At 36.6% G+C, this 16,918-nt stretch carries 20 protein-coding genes and 1 pseudogene; 11 read left to right on the forward strand and 10 right to left on the reverse strand.

Annotation, left to right across the window (positions count from 1 at the left end):
- On the forward strand, positions 1 to 205 hold a 205-nt coding region (locus B0186_RS08030; RefSeq protein WP_143411942.1), incomplete at its 5' end, for a transposase.
- A gap of 308 nt (positions 206 to 513) precedes the next feature.
- Here the strand turns inward: B0186_RS08030 and B0186_RS08035 are convergent.
- The 6 genes from B0186_RS08035 to B0186_RS08060 form a co-directional block, all read right to left on the reverse strand.
- Positions 514 to 1,692, reverse strand: coding sequence for a phage late control D family protein (locus tag B0186_RS08035; RefSeq protein WP_078218849.1), 1,179 nt, complete (start codon positions 1,690 to 1,692; stop codon positions 514 to 516).
- 2 nt (positions 1,693 to 1,694) lie between these two features.
- Positions 1,695 to 2,132, reverse strand: coding sequence for a phage tail protein (locus tag B0186_RS08040; RefSeq protein WP_078218850.1), 438 nt, complete (start codon positions 2,130 to 2,132; stop codon positions 1,695 to 1,697).
- A 65-nt stretch (positions 2,133 to 2,197) separates the two neighbouring features.
- Positions 2,198 to 2,425 carry a GpE family phage tail protein gene (locus B0186_RS12225; protein ID WP_407919717.1) on the reverse strand — a complete coding sequence of 76 codons (228 nt, stop codon included), beginning with the start codon at positions 2,423 to 2,425 and terminating at the stop codon, positions 2,198 to 2,200.
- The gene (locus tag B0186_RS08050) at positions 2,341 to 2,652 is read right to left on the reverse strand and encodes a phage tail assembly protein (RefSeq protein WP_078218851.1); all 312 of its coding nucleotides are present in this window, start codon (positions 2,650 to 2,652) and stop codon (positions 2,341 to 2,343) included. Before B0186_RS08050 ends, B0186_RS12225 begins: the two co-directional genes overlap by 85 nt.
- 22 nt (positions 2,653 to 2,674) lie before the next feature.
- A complete protein-coding gene (locus B0186_RS08055) occupies positions 2,675 to 3,046 on the reverse strand; it encodes a phage major tail tube protein (RefSeq protein ID WP_235817207.1) in 372 nt (123 codons plus the stop codon).
- Positions 3,047 to 3,487: 441 nt separating this feature from the next.
- On the reverse strand, positions 3,488 to 4,195 hold the full coding sequence (locus B0186_RS08060; RefSeq protein WP_078218873.1) for a 7-cyano-7-deazaguanine/7-aminomethyl-7-deazaguanine transporter: 708 nt from the start codon (positions 4,193 to 4,195) through the stop codon (positions 3,488 to 3,490).
- 182 nt (positions 4,196 to 4,377) lie between these two features.
- Between B0186_RS08060 and ubiE the strand changes: the two genes are divergently transcribed.
- The 8 genes and pseudogenes from ubiE to B0186_RS08100 form a co-directional block, all read left to right on the forward strand.
- Positions 4,378 to 5,166, forward strand: a complete 789-nt coding sequence (gene ubiE / locus B0186_RS08065; protein WP_078218852.1) for a bifunctional demethylmenaquinone methyltransferase/2-methoxy-6-polyprenyl-1,4-benzoquinol methylase UbiE — start codon at positions 4,378 to 4,380, stop codon at positions 5,164 to 5,166.
- Between the two features lie 9 nt (positions 5,167 to 5,175).
- Complete coding sequence (locus B0186_RS08070) at positions 5,176 to 5,823, forward strand: DUF4328 domain-containing protein (RefSeq protein WP_078218853.1); 648 nt, start codon at positions 5,176 to 5,178, stop codon at positions 5,821 to 5,823.
- A 7-nt stretch (positions 5,824 to 5,830) separates the two neighbouring features.
- A complete protein-coding gene (locus B0186_RS08075) occupies positions 5,831 to 6,451 on the forward strand; it encodes a ubiquinone biosynthesis accessory factor UbiJ (RefSeq protein ID WP_078218854.1) in 621 nt (206 codons plus the stop codon).
- The gene (ubiB, locus tag B0186_RS08080; protein ID WP_078218874.1) at positions 6,451 to 8,085 is read left to right on the forward strand and encodes a ubiquinone biosynthesis regulatory protein kinase UbiB; all 1,635 of its coding nucleotides are present in this window, start codon (positions 6,451 to 6,453) and stop codon (positions 8,083 to 8,085) included. The genes B0186_RS08075 and ubiB overlap by 1 nt, the downstream gene beginning before the upstream one ends.
- 104 nt (positions 8,086 to 8,189) lie before the next feature.
- Positions 8,190 to 8,411 (forward strand): Sec-independent protein translocase subunit TatA, encoded by a 222-nt coding sequence (tatA, locus tag B0186_RS08085; protein ID WP_078218855.1) that lies wholly within the window; start codon positions 8,190 to 8,192, stop codon positions 8,409 to 8,411.
- Positions 8,412 to 8,414: 3 nt separating this feature from the next.
- On the forward strand, positions 8,415 to 8,972 hold the full coding sequence (gene tatB / locus B0186_RS08090; RefSeq protein WP_078218856.1) for a Sec-independent protein translocase protein TatB: 558 nt from the start codon (positions 8,415 to 8,417) through the stop codon (positions 8,970 to 8,972).
- A complete protein-coding gene (gene tatC / locus B0186_RS08095) occupies positions 8,969 to 9,703 on the forward strand; it encodes a twin-arginine translocase subunit TatC (RefSeq protein WP_078218857.1) in 735 nt (244 codons plus the stop codon). The genes tatB and tatC overlap by 4 nt, the downstream gene beginning before the upstream one ends.
- A 105-nt stretch (positions 9,704 to 9,808) precedes the next feature.
- Positions 9,809 to 10,105, forward strand: a pseudogene (locus tag B0186_RS08100) (porphobilinogen synthase); the annotation flags it as partial.
- Between the two features lie 14 nt (positions 10,106 to 10,119).
- On the opposite strand, the gene menH reads toward B0186_RS08100, so the two are convergent.
- The 3 genes from menH to B0186_RS08115 are packed head-to-tail and all read right to left on the reverse strand — an operon-like array spanning position 10,120 to position 13,900.
- On the reverse strand, positions 10,120 to 10,887 hold the full coding sequence (gene menH, locus B0186_RS08105) for a 2-succinyl-6-hydroxy-2,4-cyclohexadiene-1-carboxylate synthase (RefSeq protein ID WP_078218858.1): 768 nt from the start codon (positions 10,885 to 10,887) through the stop codon (positions 10,120 to 10,122).
- Positions 10,888 to 10,902: 15 nt separating this feature from the next.
- On the reverse strand, positions 10,903 to 12,609 hold the full coding sequence (gene menD, locus B0186_RS08110; protein ID WP_078218859.1) for a 2-succinyl-5-enolpyruvyl-6-hydroxy-3-cyclohexene-1-carboxylic-acid synthase: 1,707 nt from the start codon (positions 12,607 to 12,609) through the stop codon (positions 10,903 to 10,905).
- Positions 12,590 to 13,900: an isochorismate synthase gene (locus tag B0186_RS08115; RefSeq protein ID WP_078218860.1), complete on the reverse strand. Its 1,311-nt coding sequence runs from the start codon at positions 13,898 to 13,900 to the stop codon at positions 12,590 to 12,592. The genes menD and B0186_RS08115 overlap by 20 nt, the downstream gene beginning before the upstream one ends.
- A gap of 154 nt (positions 13,901 to 14,054) precedes the next feature.
- Here B0186_RS08115 and B0186_RS08120 point away from each other — a divergent pair, with 154 nt between their 5' ends.
- Positions 14,055 to 15,269, forward strand: a complete 1,215-nt coding sequence (locus tag B0186_RS08120) for a pyridoxal phosphate-dependent aminotransferase (RefSeq protein ID WP_078218861.1) — start codon at positions 14,055 to 14,057, stop codon at positions 15,267 to 15,269.
- A 48-nt stretch (positions 15,270 to 15,317) separates the two neighbouring features.
- On the opposite strand, the gene fadR is transcribed toward B0186_RS08120, so the two are convergent.
- Complete coding sequence (gene fadR / locus B0186_RS08125) at positions 15,318 to 16,037, reverse strand: fatty acid metabolism transcriptional regulator FadR (protein WP_078218862.1); 720 nt, start codon at positions 16,035 to 16,037, stop codon at positions 15,318 to 15,320.
- Positions 16,038 to 16,230: 193 nt separating this feature from the next.
- On the opposite strand from fadR, the gene dsbB reads away from it, so the two are divergent.
- Entirely contained in the window at positions 16,231 to 16,764 is a 534-nt protein-coding gene (dsbB, locus tag B0186_RS08130) for a disulfide bond formation protein DsbB (RefSeq protein WP_078218863.1), read from the forward strand.
- Positions 16,765 to 16,918: the final 154 nt, after the last annotated feature.

Below are 16,918 nucleotides of genomic sequence, written 5' to 3' on the forward strand. Positions count from 1 at the left end.
GAATGCAGTGGAATCGCTTAATAGTGTGATTCGTCGTGTAATTAAAAAACGCAATGTGTTTCCAACGGATGATTCGGTGTTCAAAGTAATTTGGCTTGCGATGAAAGATGCCTCAAAAAAATGGACAATGCCGATTCAAAACTGGAAACTGGCGATGAATCGATTTATGATTGATTTTGGTGCTCGCCTAGACGAGCACCGTTAAGTTGAAATGGGTGTTTACACAGAATTTGGGATGGGGTCACAATAAGGGGGTAATTATGCAAAAATCATTATTCGCAACCTACTCTTTATTTAGTAAATGGTTCTTTACTACGCTACTTTTAATATCGTGCAGTGCATTATTCACTGATATCATTATTGCGATTTCACCAAACAAACTTATAAAATATTCGCTGTTTTTTCTAAATTCTTGTATGGTGTTTTATTCATTATATAAATTGATAAAACTACATCTTAGGGTATATCACCTAATCAAATATCTTCATAACAAGTCCGCCTAGTGCGGATTTTTTATTCTGTGTCACTTTCCAACTTCAACTCACACTCAACCGCCGTCGTAAATCCACTTGCCGTTAGGCTATGTGTGACTTTGCTAATTATCCAGTCGCTACTATCAATCTGATCTTTAAACCCGATTAGTCTTACTCGCAATTCTGGCATAAGTTCCGCATTGCCATGGGCTAAATTTAAAGAAAAGGTTGCCACGCCTCTTTTCATGCGGTCAAAAGCCGCTTTAGCTGCATTGAGTGCATAAGCCTCTGTTTTATAGGTATGGCGTAAGGTTTTCATTTTATTACTGTCGCTTTCTACTGGTGCAGTTTGTACAATATTGTTGTATTTTTTCTTTGTTTGCTGTTGTCCTGTCACTGTACCGTCTTTTTTCTCTTTTCTTTTTGTCGTCCTTGTGCGGCGTTCAATTTTCGTATTTTCATCAACAATCACTTCGCCTTTTTTACCTGTGTCCATATTATGCCAATAGGCACGCACTGCCGTATAATTATCGTTTTCTGTTAGCGAGAAATTAAAACTATCGCCTAACTGTCTTGTTATCTCCATTATCGGCAAGGCTTTACCGCTCACACTCAGTCCCAATCCCACGGGCATAAATAGCAATTTTCCGTTTTTGACCGTTGCAATAGCATCATGATTTTCTGCCAAGCGAGTTAATAAATTAATATCGCTTTCATTGGTTTGGTCTAAGTGCGGTATGATTTTCTCTTTGAAAAAATCCGCACAAGCGGGTTCAAGGGCATTTTCTTGGGCAATTTGAGAGATAAGTTTCTCAAAGGTAATATTGTCAAAAGAACGTTCTTTTTTATCGCTTAGTGACCCTCGTAGATCAGCACTTCTTGCACGAATGGTAAGGCTATCTGGACTGCCGCTATATTGTAGTTCGTCCACGGTAAATTTACCTTTAGGAATTAATTGTTCCCCTTGCCAACCAATTGCGACTTCAAGTTGAGCCCCACGACGAGGGAAAACTAATTGCCCGTCATGGTCACTGAGTTGAATATCAATTTCGTCCGCCTCAAACCCTCGATTATCACTCATATTCATGGAGATTAGGCGATGGCTAATCAACGTGGTAATTTCTTTTTGGCTTTTATCTTGATTAATCACGCTTAAACGATAAGCGGGAATACGATGATTTGTGGCTAAAGTGCGGTCTAAAAATTCGGAATAGTGCATAATTAAATAAAACTCTTTAAGTTATCGCCAATATCTTTTAATAAACTTTCGTCTGTGCGTTTTAATTTCATGGAAAAGTCAATGCGTCTTGCGGCACCGTCGGCAAAGAAATAAGACTTGCTCACACTAATTTCTTCAATTACAAACCAGCCTAAAATCAAAAAATTACTACCGTCAATTAAAGGCAAAGGTTCGCCTTGTTCTGCCAAGGTTTCAAGAGCGGCGATGCTTAAATTAGCGCCCGTAATTTCTGGCATAAGCACACCATTAATGGTCATTGTTTCGCTCTCTTTGCCAGTAAATTGCGTTTTCGGTAATGCGCCTATTACAGCGTTTGTCGGTTGTCGCCATGTGACTGTGCGTTGAGTATCTTGATAAGGTACGGTTGAGCGCATAAAAATAAAAAATCCATACGCCATCATTGCTGCAGACTGGAACATTTTTTTTCCTGTTATTGATTGGCTAATAAAAAGCGGTGAAAATTATAAAAATTTCACCGCACTTTTTAATCATCAGATTGACTTCTTTCTCTTGCTTTTTCACGCCATAACATCAATTCCGCTAAATCCATTTCATCAAACACCGAGGGCGCCCAATGAAAAATAGTGGCAATATCTGCAATAGCATCTTCGACACAATGAGGAATAACTAGGCTTGTAGTTCCGCTGTCATATCCTCGGCGGTTTCTTCGTTCGTTTCCGTTTTCACGAAAAAACCGATAGTCTCCGAGCAAAGTGCAGTAAAATCAATTGGATCAAGATTTAAAATTTCCACTTTGCCTAAAGAAGGCTGAGTAATGCGTGGTAATAATTGACAATAAGCATCAACATCCATTTGCATCACATCAAACATTTTTAGCCCTTTTAACGCATTGACATTCGGTTTAATTAAGCGAATTTCATTAATTTCTGTTTCGCCACGTTTTAATGGCTGAATTAAAGTAACAGTTTTATTTTTCATGTTTTTTCCCTATGACTAAATATTACAAACCAATTGCACGACGGTGTTCTTTTAAGCGATCTACACCATTTACAACAAAGACATGATTTAATAAATCAATTTCGATCAGGGTTTTACCGTTCACGATTTCTTTGTAGTAAGTTAATGATGCTTTGTAGGTTTCTTCCGTATCATCACCAACTTTTGCATTACCCGGGTCAATTTCGGTATAGCGCCCACGCATAACCAATTCCACTGCGTTCACTTCGCCAGTATCATCACGCTCATAAGACTGTGATAAACGCAAGAGTACACCGCTAATTTCGGCAGAACCAAATAAGGCTCGCATATCTGCCATGTGACCGCCAAATTTTAATTCTGCTTCTAATTTTTCTAAGCCTAAATTAATATCCACTTTTTATGTTTGACGAGAATTTGACGAAAAGGGAATAAATAGCTATTAAAATTTGATAATTTATGAGATTAAAGATATTATGAAAAGGTGTTTAAGTCTTTGATTTAAAAGTTATTTTATGTTTTTTAATTGTTTGTATGGCTTAGGTCTTGAAAACCGGCGAGGGTTTACGCCCTCCGTGAGTTCGAATCTCACTTCCTCCGCCATATTCTATAGAGCCGTGAGTAATATTTTACTCACAGCTTTTTTCATTTACTTCCTTGCTCTATTTACTTACGTTGAAATTTTCTTCAGATATGATTATTCATTGGAATAAGAATATGTATTTGGCAGCATCAATCTCTGACTTGTAACCAAGATAAATAAAAAATCTGTTCCTTATTTATCAGAGTAACTGACGTTAAAAGAACAGATTTTCTATATTTTATGTTTTTATTGCCGTTAGGCTGTCACTGGATCTATTGATAATAAACGTAACTTACTCATTATGTAATTTAGTAAGATCCCGTAGGCTGGGACAAATAATAGAATGCCAATGAATAACTTAAATAAATAGTCAACGGAGCTAATTTCCACCCAATGTTCTGCCATGAAAGGATCACTACTTGCATAGAAAGCAATACTAAAGAACATAAAAGTATCAGCTAATGAGCCGAATACCATAGAGCAACTTGGCGCAATCCACCATGTTTTTAGCTTACGCAAATGATTAAATACATAAACATCTAACAATTGCCCAATCACATAAGCAGCAAAACTAGCGAAAGCAATACGGAAGACAAACGTATTAAATGTATTTAATACCTGAAACCCTTGATATTGGCTATCAGAAAATACTGTCGAAACAATATAGCTGATAATTAGTGCAGGGATCATTACCACAAAAATAATCCATCTCGCTTCTTTTGCACCAAATACACGTACAGTTAAATCTGTTGCTAAGAAAATAAAAGGAAAGGTAAGGGCTCCCCATGTATTATGGAAAGAAAAGTTTTCTGCAAATCCGAATTTGGTAAGTGGAAGTGTAATTTCAAACGGGATTTGAACGAGATAGTTACTTGCCGTAATGATAAAAATATGGAAGAAACTGAGGATGATTAATGCTCGTTTTTTTTGTTGATCACTAAAGATCGAAGAAATGTTTTTCATTTTTTGTACCTTTTTGATAAATAAAATTGGGGTTAGGGAACCCAATGGAATGACCTCCTAAATTGGAGGGCAAAGAATAATACTGAATTAAGGAAATATTTCAACTAATATTTACAAGCAAAATAGCTATTTTTTTGCTATCCTACGCAACGATTTTTACCTTAAATTGATGGGATATAACCATGAGCGAAACAGAAAATCTTGCGCAAAATCAACCGCACTTTTCCACAGAAGACACCACGCATTTTGGATTTCAGACAGTTGCAAAATCAGAAAAACAAAAATTAGTTGCCAATGTTTTTCATTCTGTTGCAGCAAAATATGACTTAATGAATGATTTACTCTCTTTTGGCATTCACCGTGTATGGAAACGTTTTACGATTGATTGCAGTGGTGTAATAAAAGGGCATAAAGTACTTGATCTTGCAGGTGGAACAGGAGATTTTTCTGCTAAGTTTTCTCGAATTGTAGGCGAGCAAGGTGAAGTTGTCTTAGCGGATATTAACTCATCTATGTTGGAAGTCGGTCGAGATAAATTACGTAATTTAGGTGTTGTGGGCAATATTAATTATGTACAAGCCAATGCGGAAGAATTGCCTTTTGCCGATAATACTTTTGATTGTGTGATCATTAGTTTTGGACTGCGTAATGTAACTGATAAAGACAAAGCCTTACGTTCAATGTTTAGAGTATTAAAACCCGGTGGGCGTTTACTAGTATTAGAGTTTTCTAAGCCTATCTTAGATCCCTTAAGTAAAGTTTATAATTTTTATTCTTTTAATATTTTGCCAAAAATTGGAGAGGTTGTTGTGAACGATGCGGACAGTTATCGTTATCTTGCAGAGTCAATTCGTATGCATCCTGAACAAGATGTATTAAAAGAGATGATGTCTCAGGCTGGATTTGAACAAGTGAGTTATTACAATCTTAGTGCTGGTATTGTCGCATTACATCGTGGTTATAAGTTTTAAGAAATAAATATGATTAAAAATAATACCAAATGGGTGGTGTTTTTATTGGTAGTTGATGCAATATTATCTATTGCTCGCATTTTTATTTCGGTTAAAAGCTATAATTGGCTAGTTGAAGTGCACGAAGGTTTGCATACGGATATGGCAATTATTGATAATCTGGCTCAATGGGAAAATACAATTCGTTTTGCACAAATAATAGTCTTAATTGTTCTAGGTATATCCGTTCTTATGTGGTTATATCAGGCGCATAAAAATTTATCTGTGTTAGGTGTGCAACATTTGAAATATAGCCATGCATCTTGTGTTTGGTGGTATTTCGTTCCTTTTGCTAATCTACTTATGCCTTTTCGCACAATGAAAGAAACTTGGCAAGCTAGTCATGCACCATCAGATTGGTTTATGTTAAGAACGCCAGCCATTTTGCGTATTTGGTGGGGAGTGTGGTTACTCAATAGCTTTTTAGGCAATATAGTGCTTCGTATTGGTGATCATGTGCAAACTTTTGAGCAAGTAACAGACTTTTTAGTATTAATTATTGTTTCTCAATTCGTTTCTATTGTACTGAACTTTGTCTTTTACAAAGTTATTATGGCGATTGATACTAAGCAACGTAGTTATTTTCAACAAAACGCTTCAACCAGTTTAGTTAGCTAGGTGAATTATGAATTTATTACAACAATTAATGTTGCCACAAATTTTGAATGCGGGCTTAGAAACAGCTTTTAACCATTTATTAAAAAATACGGCTCATATTGAGCCGCACTTACGTAAGTTGAATGGTAAATGCCTGCTAGTTACCTTGGATAAAGTAAATATTCCTGTTTATTTTCTGTTTTCTATGCAACAAATTGATGTGCTTAATCAATATGAAGGCGAGGTTGATTGTGCAGTTCAATTATCTCCGACATTATTGTTGAAAAAGCCAGAGAAATCTCAACTCAGTCAGTTTATTAATGATCAATCCATTCGCTTGCAAGGCGACTTACAAGTTTTACAGGATTTTGTGGCGTTGGTAGAGTTTCTACAAAAAGATCCAGCGGAATTACTTTCCCATTATGTAGGCGATGTGGTTGCGCATAGTGCGGTCACTTTTTTGAAAAACTTAGCACATCTTCTTCAGTCCAAATTCAATAAGAGCCAACAGTTTTGGGGCGAGCGATTAACTGAGGAATATGAAGTCATTGCGCCTAGTTTGGCGATTGAAGATTTTTGCCAACAAGTCAAAACATTAGAAAAACAAACCGCACTTTTAGAACAAAAATTTAAGCAAATTTTAGCATGATGAAACTTAGTGATATTAAACGCCTATATAAAATAGTACGTGTTTTTTTGTCTTATGGCATAGATGAAATCCTACCTCATAACAAATATACTCGCCCAATTCGTTGCTGGCGGGCGTTATTCTTCTGGTTGAAAAATCAACATAAAGATAAGCCCTTTGGCTTACGTTTGCGTTTGGCTTTACAAGAGTTAGGTCCAGTTTGGATCAAATTGGGGCAGATGTTATCTACGCGCCGAGATTTATTTCCTGCGGAAATTGCGGACGAGCTAGCTTTGTTACAAGATCAAGTTGAGGCGTTTGCTGGCAGTGTTGCGCGTCAACAAATAGAACAAGCTTTTGGTGGAGCCTTGGAAAATTGGTTTATCGATTTTGATGAAACGGCATTGGCTTCCGCCTCTATTGCACAAGTACATACGGCAAAACTGAAACTCGCTGAAGGGCAAGAGCGAGAAGTTGTTATCAAAGTCTTGCGCCCAGATATTCAGCCGCAAATTGATGCTGATTTAAGTTGGATGTACAAATTAGCTGGTTTCTTACCAAAATTATCTCGTGAAGGATATCGTTTAAGAGCGGTAGAAGTTATTCAAGAATATGAGAAAACCTTGCGTGATGAATTAGATTTACGCATTGAAATGGCGAATGCAATTAAATTGCGTGAGAATTTTCTTGATAGCCCAATGCTATATATTCCAGAAATGTATGAACAATTTTGCCATAAAAATGTGATTGTTATGGAGCGGATTTATGGTATCCCTGTTTCTGATGTGGAAAAGCTAAAAGAGAATGGCACCAATATGCAACTTTTAGCGGAACGAGGTGTACAGGTTTTCTTTACTCAGGTATTTCGCGACAGTTTTTTTCATGCAGATATGCATCCAGGCAATATTTTTGTTAATCCTAATCATCCAGAAAACCCTCAATATATCGGTATTGACTGTGGGATTGTGGGAAAATTAAATGAGAGCGATAAACGTTATTTAGCAGAAAGTTTTGTTGCCTTTTTTAATCGTGATTATCGCCGTGTAGCGCAAATGCATGTGGATGCTGGCTGGACGCCACAAGATACAAATATTGATGAATTTGAACAAGCATTTCGGGAGGTTTGTGAGCCGATTTTTGCTAAGCCTTTATCTGAAATTTCCTTTGCTCAAGTGTTGCTGAACTTATTTAATGTGGCTCGTGAGTTTAATATGCAAGTGCAGCCACAATTAGTGCTGTTGCAAAAGACCCTTCTATACATTGAAGGATTGGGGCGACAACTTTATCCACAGTTAGACTTATGGGATACAGCAAAACCTTTTTTACAAAATTGGTTAAATGAGCAAATGGGAATAAAACAATTTGCGAAAAAATTAAAACAAAAATTACCTTATTTACAGGAACACTTGCCTGATTTTCCAGAAACGCTGATAGATGCGCTAAAACAGCAAAAGTTTATTAGTCAGCAGTTAGTGGAAATTAATAAAAAATTAGCGAAACAGCAACGTTGGCAGAAGAAAACTTTTGTATTCGCAGTTGGTGCTATTATTTTTTCTACAACATTGTGGCAATTTTCTAGCTTACCGGTGCTGATAAGTGCGGTGTTTTTTTTCCTTAGTTTTGTGGTTTGGCTAATAGGTTTTTTGTTACCTTAATGCGTTAAATCAAAAATAATCTAATTTGGCTATTGTCGCTATGGGTCAAAAGGGTTATATTTTGCAAGATTTTTTATTAAGTTTTATGCCATAGGAGAAATAAAATGGGATTTAGTTGGCAGCAATTGCTTATTCTTCTTTTAGTTGTTGTAGTGATTTTCGGAACTAAGAAATTAAGAAATATTGGTTCAGATCTTGGCGGTGCAGTAAAAGACTTCAAGAAAGCGATGAATGATGATCAACCAAAGGATGCTGAGTTTAAAAAAATTGCAGAAGATGCTGAACAAACTCAAGTTGAAAATTCAAAACAAAAAGAGCAGGCATAATCTGTGTTTGACATTGGTTTTTCCGAACTTATTTTACTTTTCGTTGTGGGCTTAGTGGTACTAGGCCCACAACGTTTGCCTGTTGCTATTCGTACGGTGATGGGCTGGGTAAGAACTATTCGAGGTTTAGCTGCAAATGTGCAAAGTGAACTCAGTCAGGAATTAAAATTGAAAGAGTTACAAGAAAGTATCCAAAAAGCTGAACATCTCAACCTTTCTCAATTATCTCCCGAACTCAGTGAAACGGTGGAGGAGCTACGTCAATCAGCACAAAAAATTAAAGCTGATTTAGAAAAGAAAGCCGCAGAAACAAATTCTTCCTTTGAAGAACAAGTGCAAGAGCTTAAAAGTGCGGTACAAAATTCACAAAGTTCTGAAGTAGAAACAAAAGTTGAAGTTTCTACTGATGAGTTATCTCCAGCAGAACTGGCAGAGCTTGCGGAAGAAGGGGAGCCAATGCTGGAAATTCCTGCCGATTATTATTCCGAAGATGAGCTAGCCAATACTGAGGTGGAAAGTTTATCTAAAGACGAGTCAGAAAATACCAAAGAAAAAGTATGAGTGTCGAAGAGTCTCAACCCTTAATTAGTCATTTGTTGGAACTGCGTGATAGATTATTGCGCAGTATTATTTTTGTTACTGTGGTATTCCTCGCGTTAGTTTATTTCGCAAATGACATTTATAACTTTGTTGCATCGCCGTTATTAGATGTGTTGCCAGCTGGAGCGACAATGATAGCGACAAATATTGCGACACCTTTTTTTACCCCAATTAAATTGACTGCGGTAGTCGCACTATTTATTTCGGTACCGTTTTTGCTTTATCAAATTTGGGCATTTATTGCTCCAGCATTGTATCAACATGAAAAGCGCCTCGTTTATCCTTTGCTTTTTTCGAGCACGTTGTTGTTCTATTTAGGTGTTGCTTTTGCCTATTATGTAGTATTTCCATTAGTATTTGCTTTCCTCACTAAAACAGCACCTGAGGGTGTAGCCATTGCAACAGATATTAGTAGCTATTTGGATTTTGTTTTAGCATTATTTTTAGCATTTGGAATATGTTTTGAAGTACCTGTGGCAATCGTGTTATTGTGTTGGAGCGGTGTAACAACCCCAGCAGATTTAAGAAAAAAACGCCCTTATATTATTGTGGCAGCCTTTTTTATTGGCATGCTATTGACCCCTCCAGATGCAATTTCTCAAACATTGTTAGCTTTGCCAATGTGTTTATTGTTCGAAATTGGGGTTATTTGTGCTGGTTTTTATCAACCAAAAGATGAACAAGAAACCTAATAAAAAAGGATTGAATAGGGCGAATAAGATTAAATTATTCGCCCTTGTTTATTAAATAAAATGATGAAATAAATCTTTACTGGATTTCCTTATGTTGCCTACCGTATGCGTAAGCATGATTTTAGCTGCCGTTTAATGTCAGAAAATAAATTGACAGTAGATGACTTAATTTATCCTGTTTTTATTATGGAAGGCGAAAATCATCGTGAACCAGTTCCTTCAATGCCGAAAGTTGAACGCTTAACCCTTGATCAACTTTTGATTGAAGCTGGTTTATTGGTTAAATATGGCGTACCTGTGATTGCACTTTTCCTCGTCATTGATGAACGATCTAAAAAATCACTTATGGCAGGGGAACCTTACACTGTACATGGACAAGACGGCATTATTGATGAAGATGGCTAAATTTTCTCTCATTATTGTTCGGGGATATAGATAGTTTCTTTGATGATGTTGATAAGTTGTAGAGCAAACTCATCTGGATTTTCTAAATGCGCATTATGCCCAGCTTGCTTAATTAAATATAAATTCAAGTTATTTTCTTGTGCCATTGTTTTAAATTTTTCATCTTTTTCGCCACAGAAATAATAAATTGGCAGAGAAAAAGACCGCACTTTTTGACGAAAATCGGGCTGTTTAGCCAGTGATGTTGCTAGGAGCATGTGTGCAATATTCAGTCCTGATTGTTGCATACGTTGAGCAATAAGTTGCTTGCGTTCTGAAGCAGATAAATGGGCAAAAACAGGCTGTTGATACCAATCATTTAAAACTTCCGAAAGTTTTTCTTGCTTAAAACGCTTTGCCCAAAGACAATCATTTTGCCACCGCTCTTGCTTTTGTTCCTCATTTTCTAAGCCCAAATTAGCTCCTTCTAAAATAAGTCCAACAAGATTGCCCCGTTGATATTGAGCTGCGTAATTTAAGGCAAGGCGACCGCCGAGTGAATAGCCAATCAAAATATAAGGTTTATCGGCAATTTGTTCGCTAATTTGTTGTGATAGGTATTGTGCGCTTTGTTCAAAATTGTCGATAGAATAGTGGGATTGTTCGCCATGTAACGGAAGATCTAAGCATAAATAAGATTGAGAAGAAAAGTGCGGTAGTTTTTGTTGGAGTTTTTCAATCACAAGCTGCCAATCTTGCTTTGAACCCAGTAAACCATGTAAAAAAACTAAGATTGGCATAAATTATCCTGTCTTTTAAGCGCCAATTACGGCATGCCCAATTTTTTCGATGAGATCTTTATAAATATTACTACCATCACTTGGATTGACTTTGATTTCAATCAATGTCGTTTCTCGGCGTGAATAGGCTTGTTTGAGCACGGTTGCTAAATCTGCCCAAGTATAAGGGCGAGCATATTTGAGATCAAACATTGCTGCAATATGTGAAAACTCAAGATGATGAGACATACGGTAATATTTTTCTTTCACTGCACTATCGACAGGGAGCATATCAAAGATTGCTCCACCATTATTATTAATGACAAAAATCACAGCTGGTTGGTTGAGTTGTTTGAATAAAGCGAAAGAATTTAAGTCATATAAGGTGGATGTGTCACCAATCATTGCTACTAAGGTTTGCTCTGAGCCAATTGCAATGCCAGCGGCGGTTGCTAGCAAGCCATCAATACCACTTGCACCACGATTGGTATAAATAGGGTAATTAGCAGAAGGTTGACTTAGAGCATCAGCCAAGCGCACAAATAAGCTATTACCTAAGAACAGAACACTATTAGATTTCGGCAATAATAGTTCAATGTTATGTGCCAAAGAGACTTCATTTAAACTTGAACCTACTTTTTGTTTAACAAAGTCGGTACAGAATTTTGCTAAAGCCAGAGGCTCTAGTAGCCAAGGCTTTTGGCGTGCTGGCAGATGTGCGCGTAGCCAATGATGTGGCTTGGCGTTAAAGCGTGTGTGTGCGTGATGATAAGGATCAACCGCTTTTTGATTATTTTCAATAATCCAATATTCACCTCTGAATTCCGCTAAGAATTGATTAATTCTTTTACCAATCAATCCTGAGCCAAATTGGATGACAATTTCAGCTTGTAACAGTTTTTGTCTGACTGTTTGGTTAGCAAGCCAAATATCCGCATAGGGCAGAGTTGGTTTTACATGAGATTGAATATCTGTAATCATTGTCCAGCCCATATTTTCCGCCCATTCCGCAATTCCCATAGCTTGTTCAGCGGGTAATCGCCCGACAATAATCACGCCTCTTTTGGTTCTCCATTGATCCCAATATTTATGCGTAATAACTTCTTGATGTTGCTCTTGGTGTTGGATCCAATTTCTATTTTGTTTTAGCCAAGATTGAATATTGTTTAGCCAAGGATGAAGATCTATTTCATCATCGCTTGCATTATAAAGTGGCTCGGCAAAGGGAACATTAATATGTACAACACCACCTTGCTTTTGTTGAAAACAAGCCTGATCTAATACTGAAATAAGCCATTGGGCAGAATAGTTTTGACTTGGTCGTGGTAAATTTACGCTAGCAACTGGATATTGCGCAAACATATTTTGCTGCAAAATCGCTTGATTTGCACCGCACTCTAACAGTTCAGGTGGGCGGTCTGCGGTTAGAATAATTAATGGCACATCTGTTTGGCGTGCTTCAATAATGGCTGGATAGAGGTTAGCTGTTGCCGTACCTGATGTCACTATCACTGCAACAGGCTTCTTACTTGCTTTCGCTATGCCTAAGGCAAAAAATCCTAAACCTCGTTCATCGAAATGGGTATGACAGATTGCTCGCCCATTTTCTTGTAAGCGAACAGCTTCTAATGTTAAAGGCGTTGAGCGTGATCCTGGAGCAATACAAAAATGCGAAACACCTTGGCGAATCAAGGTTTCTAAAATGACCTTTGACCAACAACGATTAAAAACGCTGACTGACATACTTTATACTCCGTTTCTCTTCTTGTAATAGGGATATTAACCCTAAGGCTTTACGTTCTATTTCTTGCCATTCTAATAATGGAATTGATCCTTCTACTATGCCGGCACCTGCAAATACACGAATATCATTTTGCTCAATAAATGCGCTACGAATAGTCACACAAAATTCAGATTGTGTTTTATCCATAATGCCTAGTGTTCCTGCATACCAAGTGCGGTCAAAAGTTTCAGTTTTTTGCAAAAATGCTTTTGCCGCTTTTTGTGGTAAACCTGCAACGGCTGCTGTTGGATGTATGGCTTTTAAGCACAACGCATCTGCATTTCCATCTTTAAGTTGTGCAGAAATTTCTCGTTTCAAATGTTGGACTTGGCGCAATTGCTTAATTTGCACTTCTCCAACTGTAATCTGTTCAACATAAGGCGATAGATGTTGACAAATACCATCTGCAACTAGTTTATTTTCATAAATATTCTTAGGATCTTGTAATAACCACTGCGTTTGCTGCTGATTGATATTTTCATCATCCGTCATAAAGGCGGTTCCCGCTAAGGCTTCAGTGAGTAAACAATGTTGTTGACGAATATATAATCGTTCTGGCGTAGATCCCACAAAGGTTTGAGTTTCTTCTTGTGCAAATAGAAAATGATAGCAACCAGTATTATATTTCTCACTTTCAGCTAAAAAATCTTTCGCATTTAACGGGCTGTCTGTTTTAAAGCGAGTTTCATTGGCGAGGACTACTTTAGTCAGATTTTTTTGCTCAATTTCACGTAAGGCTTTCTCTACCCATAAACACCATTCGCTTTGATTTGCTTTTGCTGTCATCATCTGGATTGACTGATGAATTGGCATTAATGGTATTTGCTGATCTAATGTTTGGACAAGATTTAGTAGGCTATTTTTTTCTTCTTCCCAAGATGTTCTATTATCAATGATGAGTTGAATGGAAAGACTGTCCTCTTGAACTAAAAGTAATCGAGGTAAAATAAAGACAGTTTCCCCATTAAATTGGCAGCCACCGACCAGAGATAGCGCAAATTCTTGCACAAAATTTTGCGCTTCTTCTACTTGAGTAAAGCGACGGATTTCTCCAAGTCCTAAGATTTTTTTAGCGCTATCACGAAAATTAAGATAAAACTGTGGATAATGAGTTTGTGCCTTCAACCAACCAAGCAAATTCAGATCCACATTTAAATCTAAATGAAGAACTGAAAAAGCATTTTTTAGATCTGGTTGATATTGATTAATTAAGCGAATAAGCTCAGTTTTAATCTCGTGCAAATTATCCATTTTCTATCGTATCGAGTTAAAAATTCAGTTAAAAATAGCCCCTAATTCTACCGCACTTTAATTTTTTTTTTTACAAAATCTTTTCATCTTTTCAAAATAAGCGTAAAGTGCGGTTATATTTTGAGTAACTTTATTATTATCAAAAGGATAGTCTATGCGAGTTTTTCCCAAATCTGATAAGTTGGAACATGTTTGTTATGATATTCGTGGACCTGTGCATAAAGAGGCGCTACGTTTAGAAGAAGAAGGCAATAAGATTTTAAAATTAAATATTGGTAATCCTGCGCCCTTTGGTTTTGAAGCGCCAGACGAAATTTTAGTGGATATTTTGCGTAATTTGCCTGCTGCACAAGGTTATTGTGACTCTAAAGGACTTTATTCTGCTCGTAAAGCGATTGTGCAATATTACCAATCGAAAAATATTTTGGGAGCCACAGTCAATGATGTGTACATTGGGAATGGTGTTTCTGAACTGATTACCATGTCGTTACAAGCATTGTTAAATGATGGCGATGAAGTGTTAATTCCAATGCCTGATTATCCGCTATGGACAGCGGCAGCAACTTTGGCAGGGGGCAAGGCGGTACATTATTTATGTGATGAACAATCTGATTGGTTTCCAGATGTTGAAGATATAAAAAGTAAGATTACTGCTCGCACAAAAGCCATTGTCATTATTAATCCGAATAACCCAACAGGTTCCGTTTACAGTAAAGAATTGTTATTGGATATTGTCGAAGTCGCTCGCCAGCATGGCTTAATTATTTTTGCTGATGAAATTTACGATAAAATTTTATATGACAATGCTGTTCATCATCATATTGCGGCATTAGCGCCAGATTTATTAACAGTAACCTTCAATGGATTATCAAAATCTTATCGTGTAGCAGGATTTCGCCAAGGTTGGATGATTTTAAATGGACCAAAACATCAAGCAAAAGGCTATATTGAAGGCTTGGATATGTTGGCATCAATGCGTTTATGTGCAAATCATCCTATGCAACATGCGATCCAAACCGCTTTGGGTGGATATCAGAGTATCAATGAATTTATTTTACCGGGTGGCCGTTTATTAGAACAACGCAATAAGGCTTACGAGCTGATTAATCAAATTCCAGGAGTGAGTTGTACAAAACCAATGGGCGCACTTTATATGTTCCCGAAAATTGATATTAAAAAATTCAATATTTATGATGATGAAAAAATGGTATTGGATTTATTGCGTCAAGAGAAAGTATTACTGGTGCATGGACGAGGATTTAACTGGCAACAACCAGATCATTTTAGAATTGTAACCTTGCCTTACGTGCATCAAATTGAAGATGCTTTAGGCAGATTTGCGAGATTTTTAGAACGTTATCATCAATAATTAATTATCTGGAAAAAGAAAGGGAGAACATCATATTCTCCCTTTTATCTAATCTTCCTCACAAAAATTCTCAGGTAGATTTGTGAGCATTTCTTTCCAGATAACGCTACTGCGGTCACGGCTTTCTGCAAGACAACGACTCGCTTTTTGGTAATCGCCATTGCGACAACATTCTTGCAGTTGTTTATAGAAAGTTAAGGCAAATTGGCGTGATTGTGGATTAGTAAAAAATAGTGCTGCGACTTGATGATAAAGCGTTCTAAAGCTATTTAAAATCAAACCATATACAGGTTTGTCTGACATAAAACTAAAGCTGTGATAAAGCGCATAATCAAACTCCGCATAACTTTTTTCATCATCATTTAATTCATCTAAACGCTGAAAAAACGCAAATGTTTGTTGAGGGTTCATTTTTATTGCTTCAGGAATAAATTGCTCTCCCATGCGAGTACGTAAAGAGACAACATTTGCAATGATTGTGGGCTTTAGGCTTGAATCTAATTGAAGGAGTGTTTTTAAAATATTGGGTCCAGCAGTTTCCCAAATATTATTCACTTTGGTCGGTTTGCCATGTTGAATACTTAACCAACCATCACGGGCTAAGCGCTGTAAGACTTCACGTAATGTTGTTCTTGTGACCCCAATTTTATCTGCTAATTCACGCTCAGCAGGTAAGTCTGAGCCCGCTGGAAAATGATTATTCCAAATACTTTTAACAATATATTCTTCGGCGAGAGCAGCCGGACTTTGTGCTTTAAGAATATTCATATTTCTCTTTTTATTGAACATGGTATAAAAATGGAGTTCGGTATTATCCTTGAAAGAGATTTATATTACAATCATTATGTTTTTTGCTTTCATTTGTGAGTGTTTTCCCCTATATTGTTTTCCCATTTATATTTTGATTTTTTTAATATGAATTTAGATTTTTATTAATTTAATTAGATTAAGGATCATAGTCATGCTTACTTTTTTTAAAAATTTATCAATGAAACGTAGTGCTTGGTTACTCTTATTTATTTCAGCATTAGCATTAGAAAGTACCGCACTTTACTTTCAGCATGGCATGGGACTTAATCCTTGTGTGATGTGTATTTATGAGCGTGTGGCTATTGTAGGCATCATGTTTTCTGGTCTAGTTGGCATTATTGCACCAAAATGGTTAGTTCTGCGTATTTTAGCTTTGTTAATTGGATTAGGTAGTGCAATCAAAGGCTTATTATTAACCATTAAACATTTAGATTATCAACTTAACCCAGGTCCTTGGAATCAATGCGCCATGATCCCTGATTTCCCACAAACCTTACCACTAGATAAGTGGTTCCCAAATGTATTTATGCCTTCAGGATCTTGTAGTGATATTACTTGGAGTTTTTTAGGTTTTTCCATGGTGCAATGGATTATTGTTATTTTTGCCTTTTACGCTTTGCTTTTCATCATTCTTTGTATAAGTCAATTTAAAAAGGTCAAAAATAATAGAATGTTATTCCGATAATTCATTATCTTTGAATAAAAATATTTGAAAGTGCGGTGTTAAAATTAATAGTTTTAGCACCGCACTTTTATGGGCTAAATAAATATAAGGTTTGACAGCCTTAACGCATATTTCTATTATCTTTTACCATTATTAAAAGAACAAAATAACGGGA

Origin of the sequence: Canicola haemoglobinophilus (assembly GCF_002015075.1) — a bacterium.
GTDB classification, from domain to species: domain Bacteria; phylum Pseudomonadota; class Gammaproteobacteria; order Enterobacterales; family Pasteurellaceae; genus Canicola; species Canicola haemoglobinophilus.

Coding starts and splice junctions, on each gene's coding strand:
- B0186_RS08035 (WP_078218849.1), bottom strand. CDS start 1,692: ATGCACTATTCCGAATTTTTAGACCGCACTTTAGCCACAAATCATCGT.
- B0186_RS08040 (WP_078218850.1), bottom strand. CDS start 2,132: ATGTTCCAGTCTGCAGCAATGATGGCGTATGGATTTTTTATTTTTATG.
- B0186_RS08050 (WP_078218851.1), bottom strand. CDS start 2,652: ATGAAAAATAAAACTGTTACTTTAATTCAGCCATTAAAACGTGGCGAA.
- B0186_RS08060 (WP_078218873.1), bottom strand. CDS start 4,195: ATGAAAAACATTTCTTCGATCTTTAGTGATCAACAAAAAAAACGAGCA.
- ubiE (WP_078218852.1), top strand. CDS start 4,378: ATGAGCGAAACAGAAAATCTTGCGCAAAATCAACCGCACTTTTCCACA.
- B0186_RS08070 (WP_078218853.1), top strand. CDS start 5,176: ATGATTAAAAATAATACCAAATGGGTGGTGTTTTTATTGGTAGTTGAT.
- B0186_RS08075 (WP_078218854.1), top strand. CDS start 5,831: ATGAATTTATTACAACAATTAATGTTGCCACAAATTTTGAATGCGGGC.
- ubiB (WP_078218874.1), top strand. CDS start 6,451: ATGAAACTTAGTGATATTAAACGCCTATATAAAATAGTACGTGTTTTT.
- tatA (WP_078218855.1), top strand. CDS start 8,190: ATGGGATTTAGTTGGCAGCAATTGCTTATTCTTCTTTTAGTTGTTGTA.
- tatC (WP_078218857.1), top strand. CDS start 8,969: ATGAGTGTCGAAGAGTCTCAACCCTTAATTAGTCATTTGTTGGAACTG.
- menH (WP_078218858.1), bottom strand. CDS start 10,887: ATGCCAATCTTAGTTTTTTTACATGGTTTACTGGGTTCAAAGCAAGAT.
- menD (WP_078218859.1), bottom strand. CDS start 12,609: ATGTCAGTCAGCGTTTTTAATCGTTGTTGGTCAAAGGTCATTTTAGAA.
- B0186_RS08115 (WP_078218860.1), bottom strand. CDS start 13,900: ATGGATAATTTGCACGAGATTAAAACTGAGCTTATTCGCTTAATTAAT.
- B0186_RS08120 (WP_078218861.1), top strand. CDS start 14,055: ATGCGAGTTTTTCCCAAATCTGATAAGTTGGAACATGTTTGTTATGAT.
- fadR (WP_078218862.1), bottom strand. CDS start 16,037: ATGAATATTCTTAAAGCACAAAGTCCGGCTGCTCTCGCCGAAGAATAT.
- dsbB (WP_078218863.1), top strand. CDS start 16,231: ATGCTTACTTTTTTTAAAAATTTATCAATGAAACGTAGTGCTTGGTTA.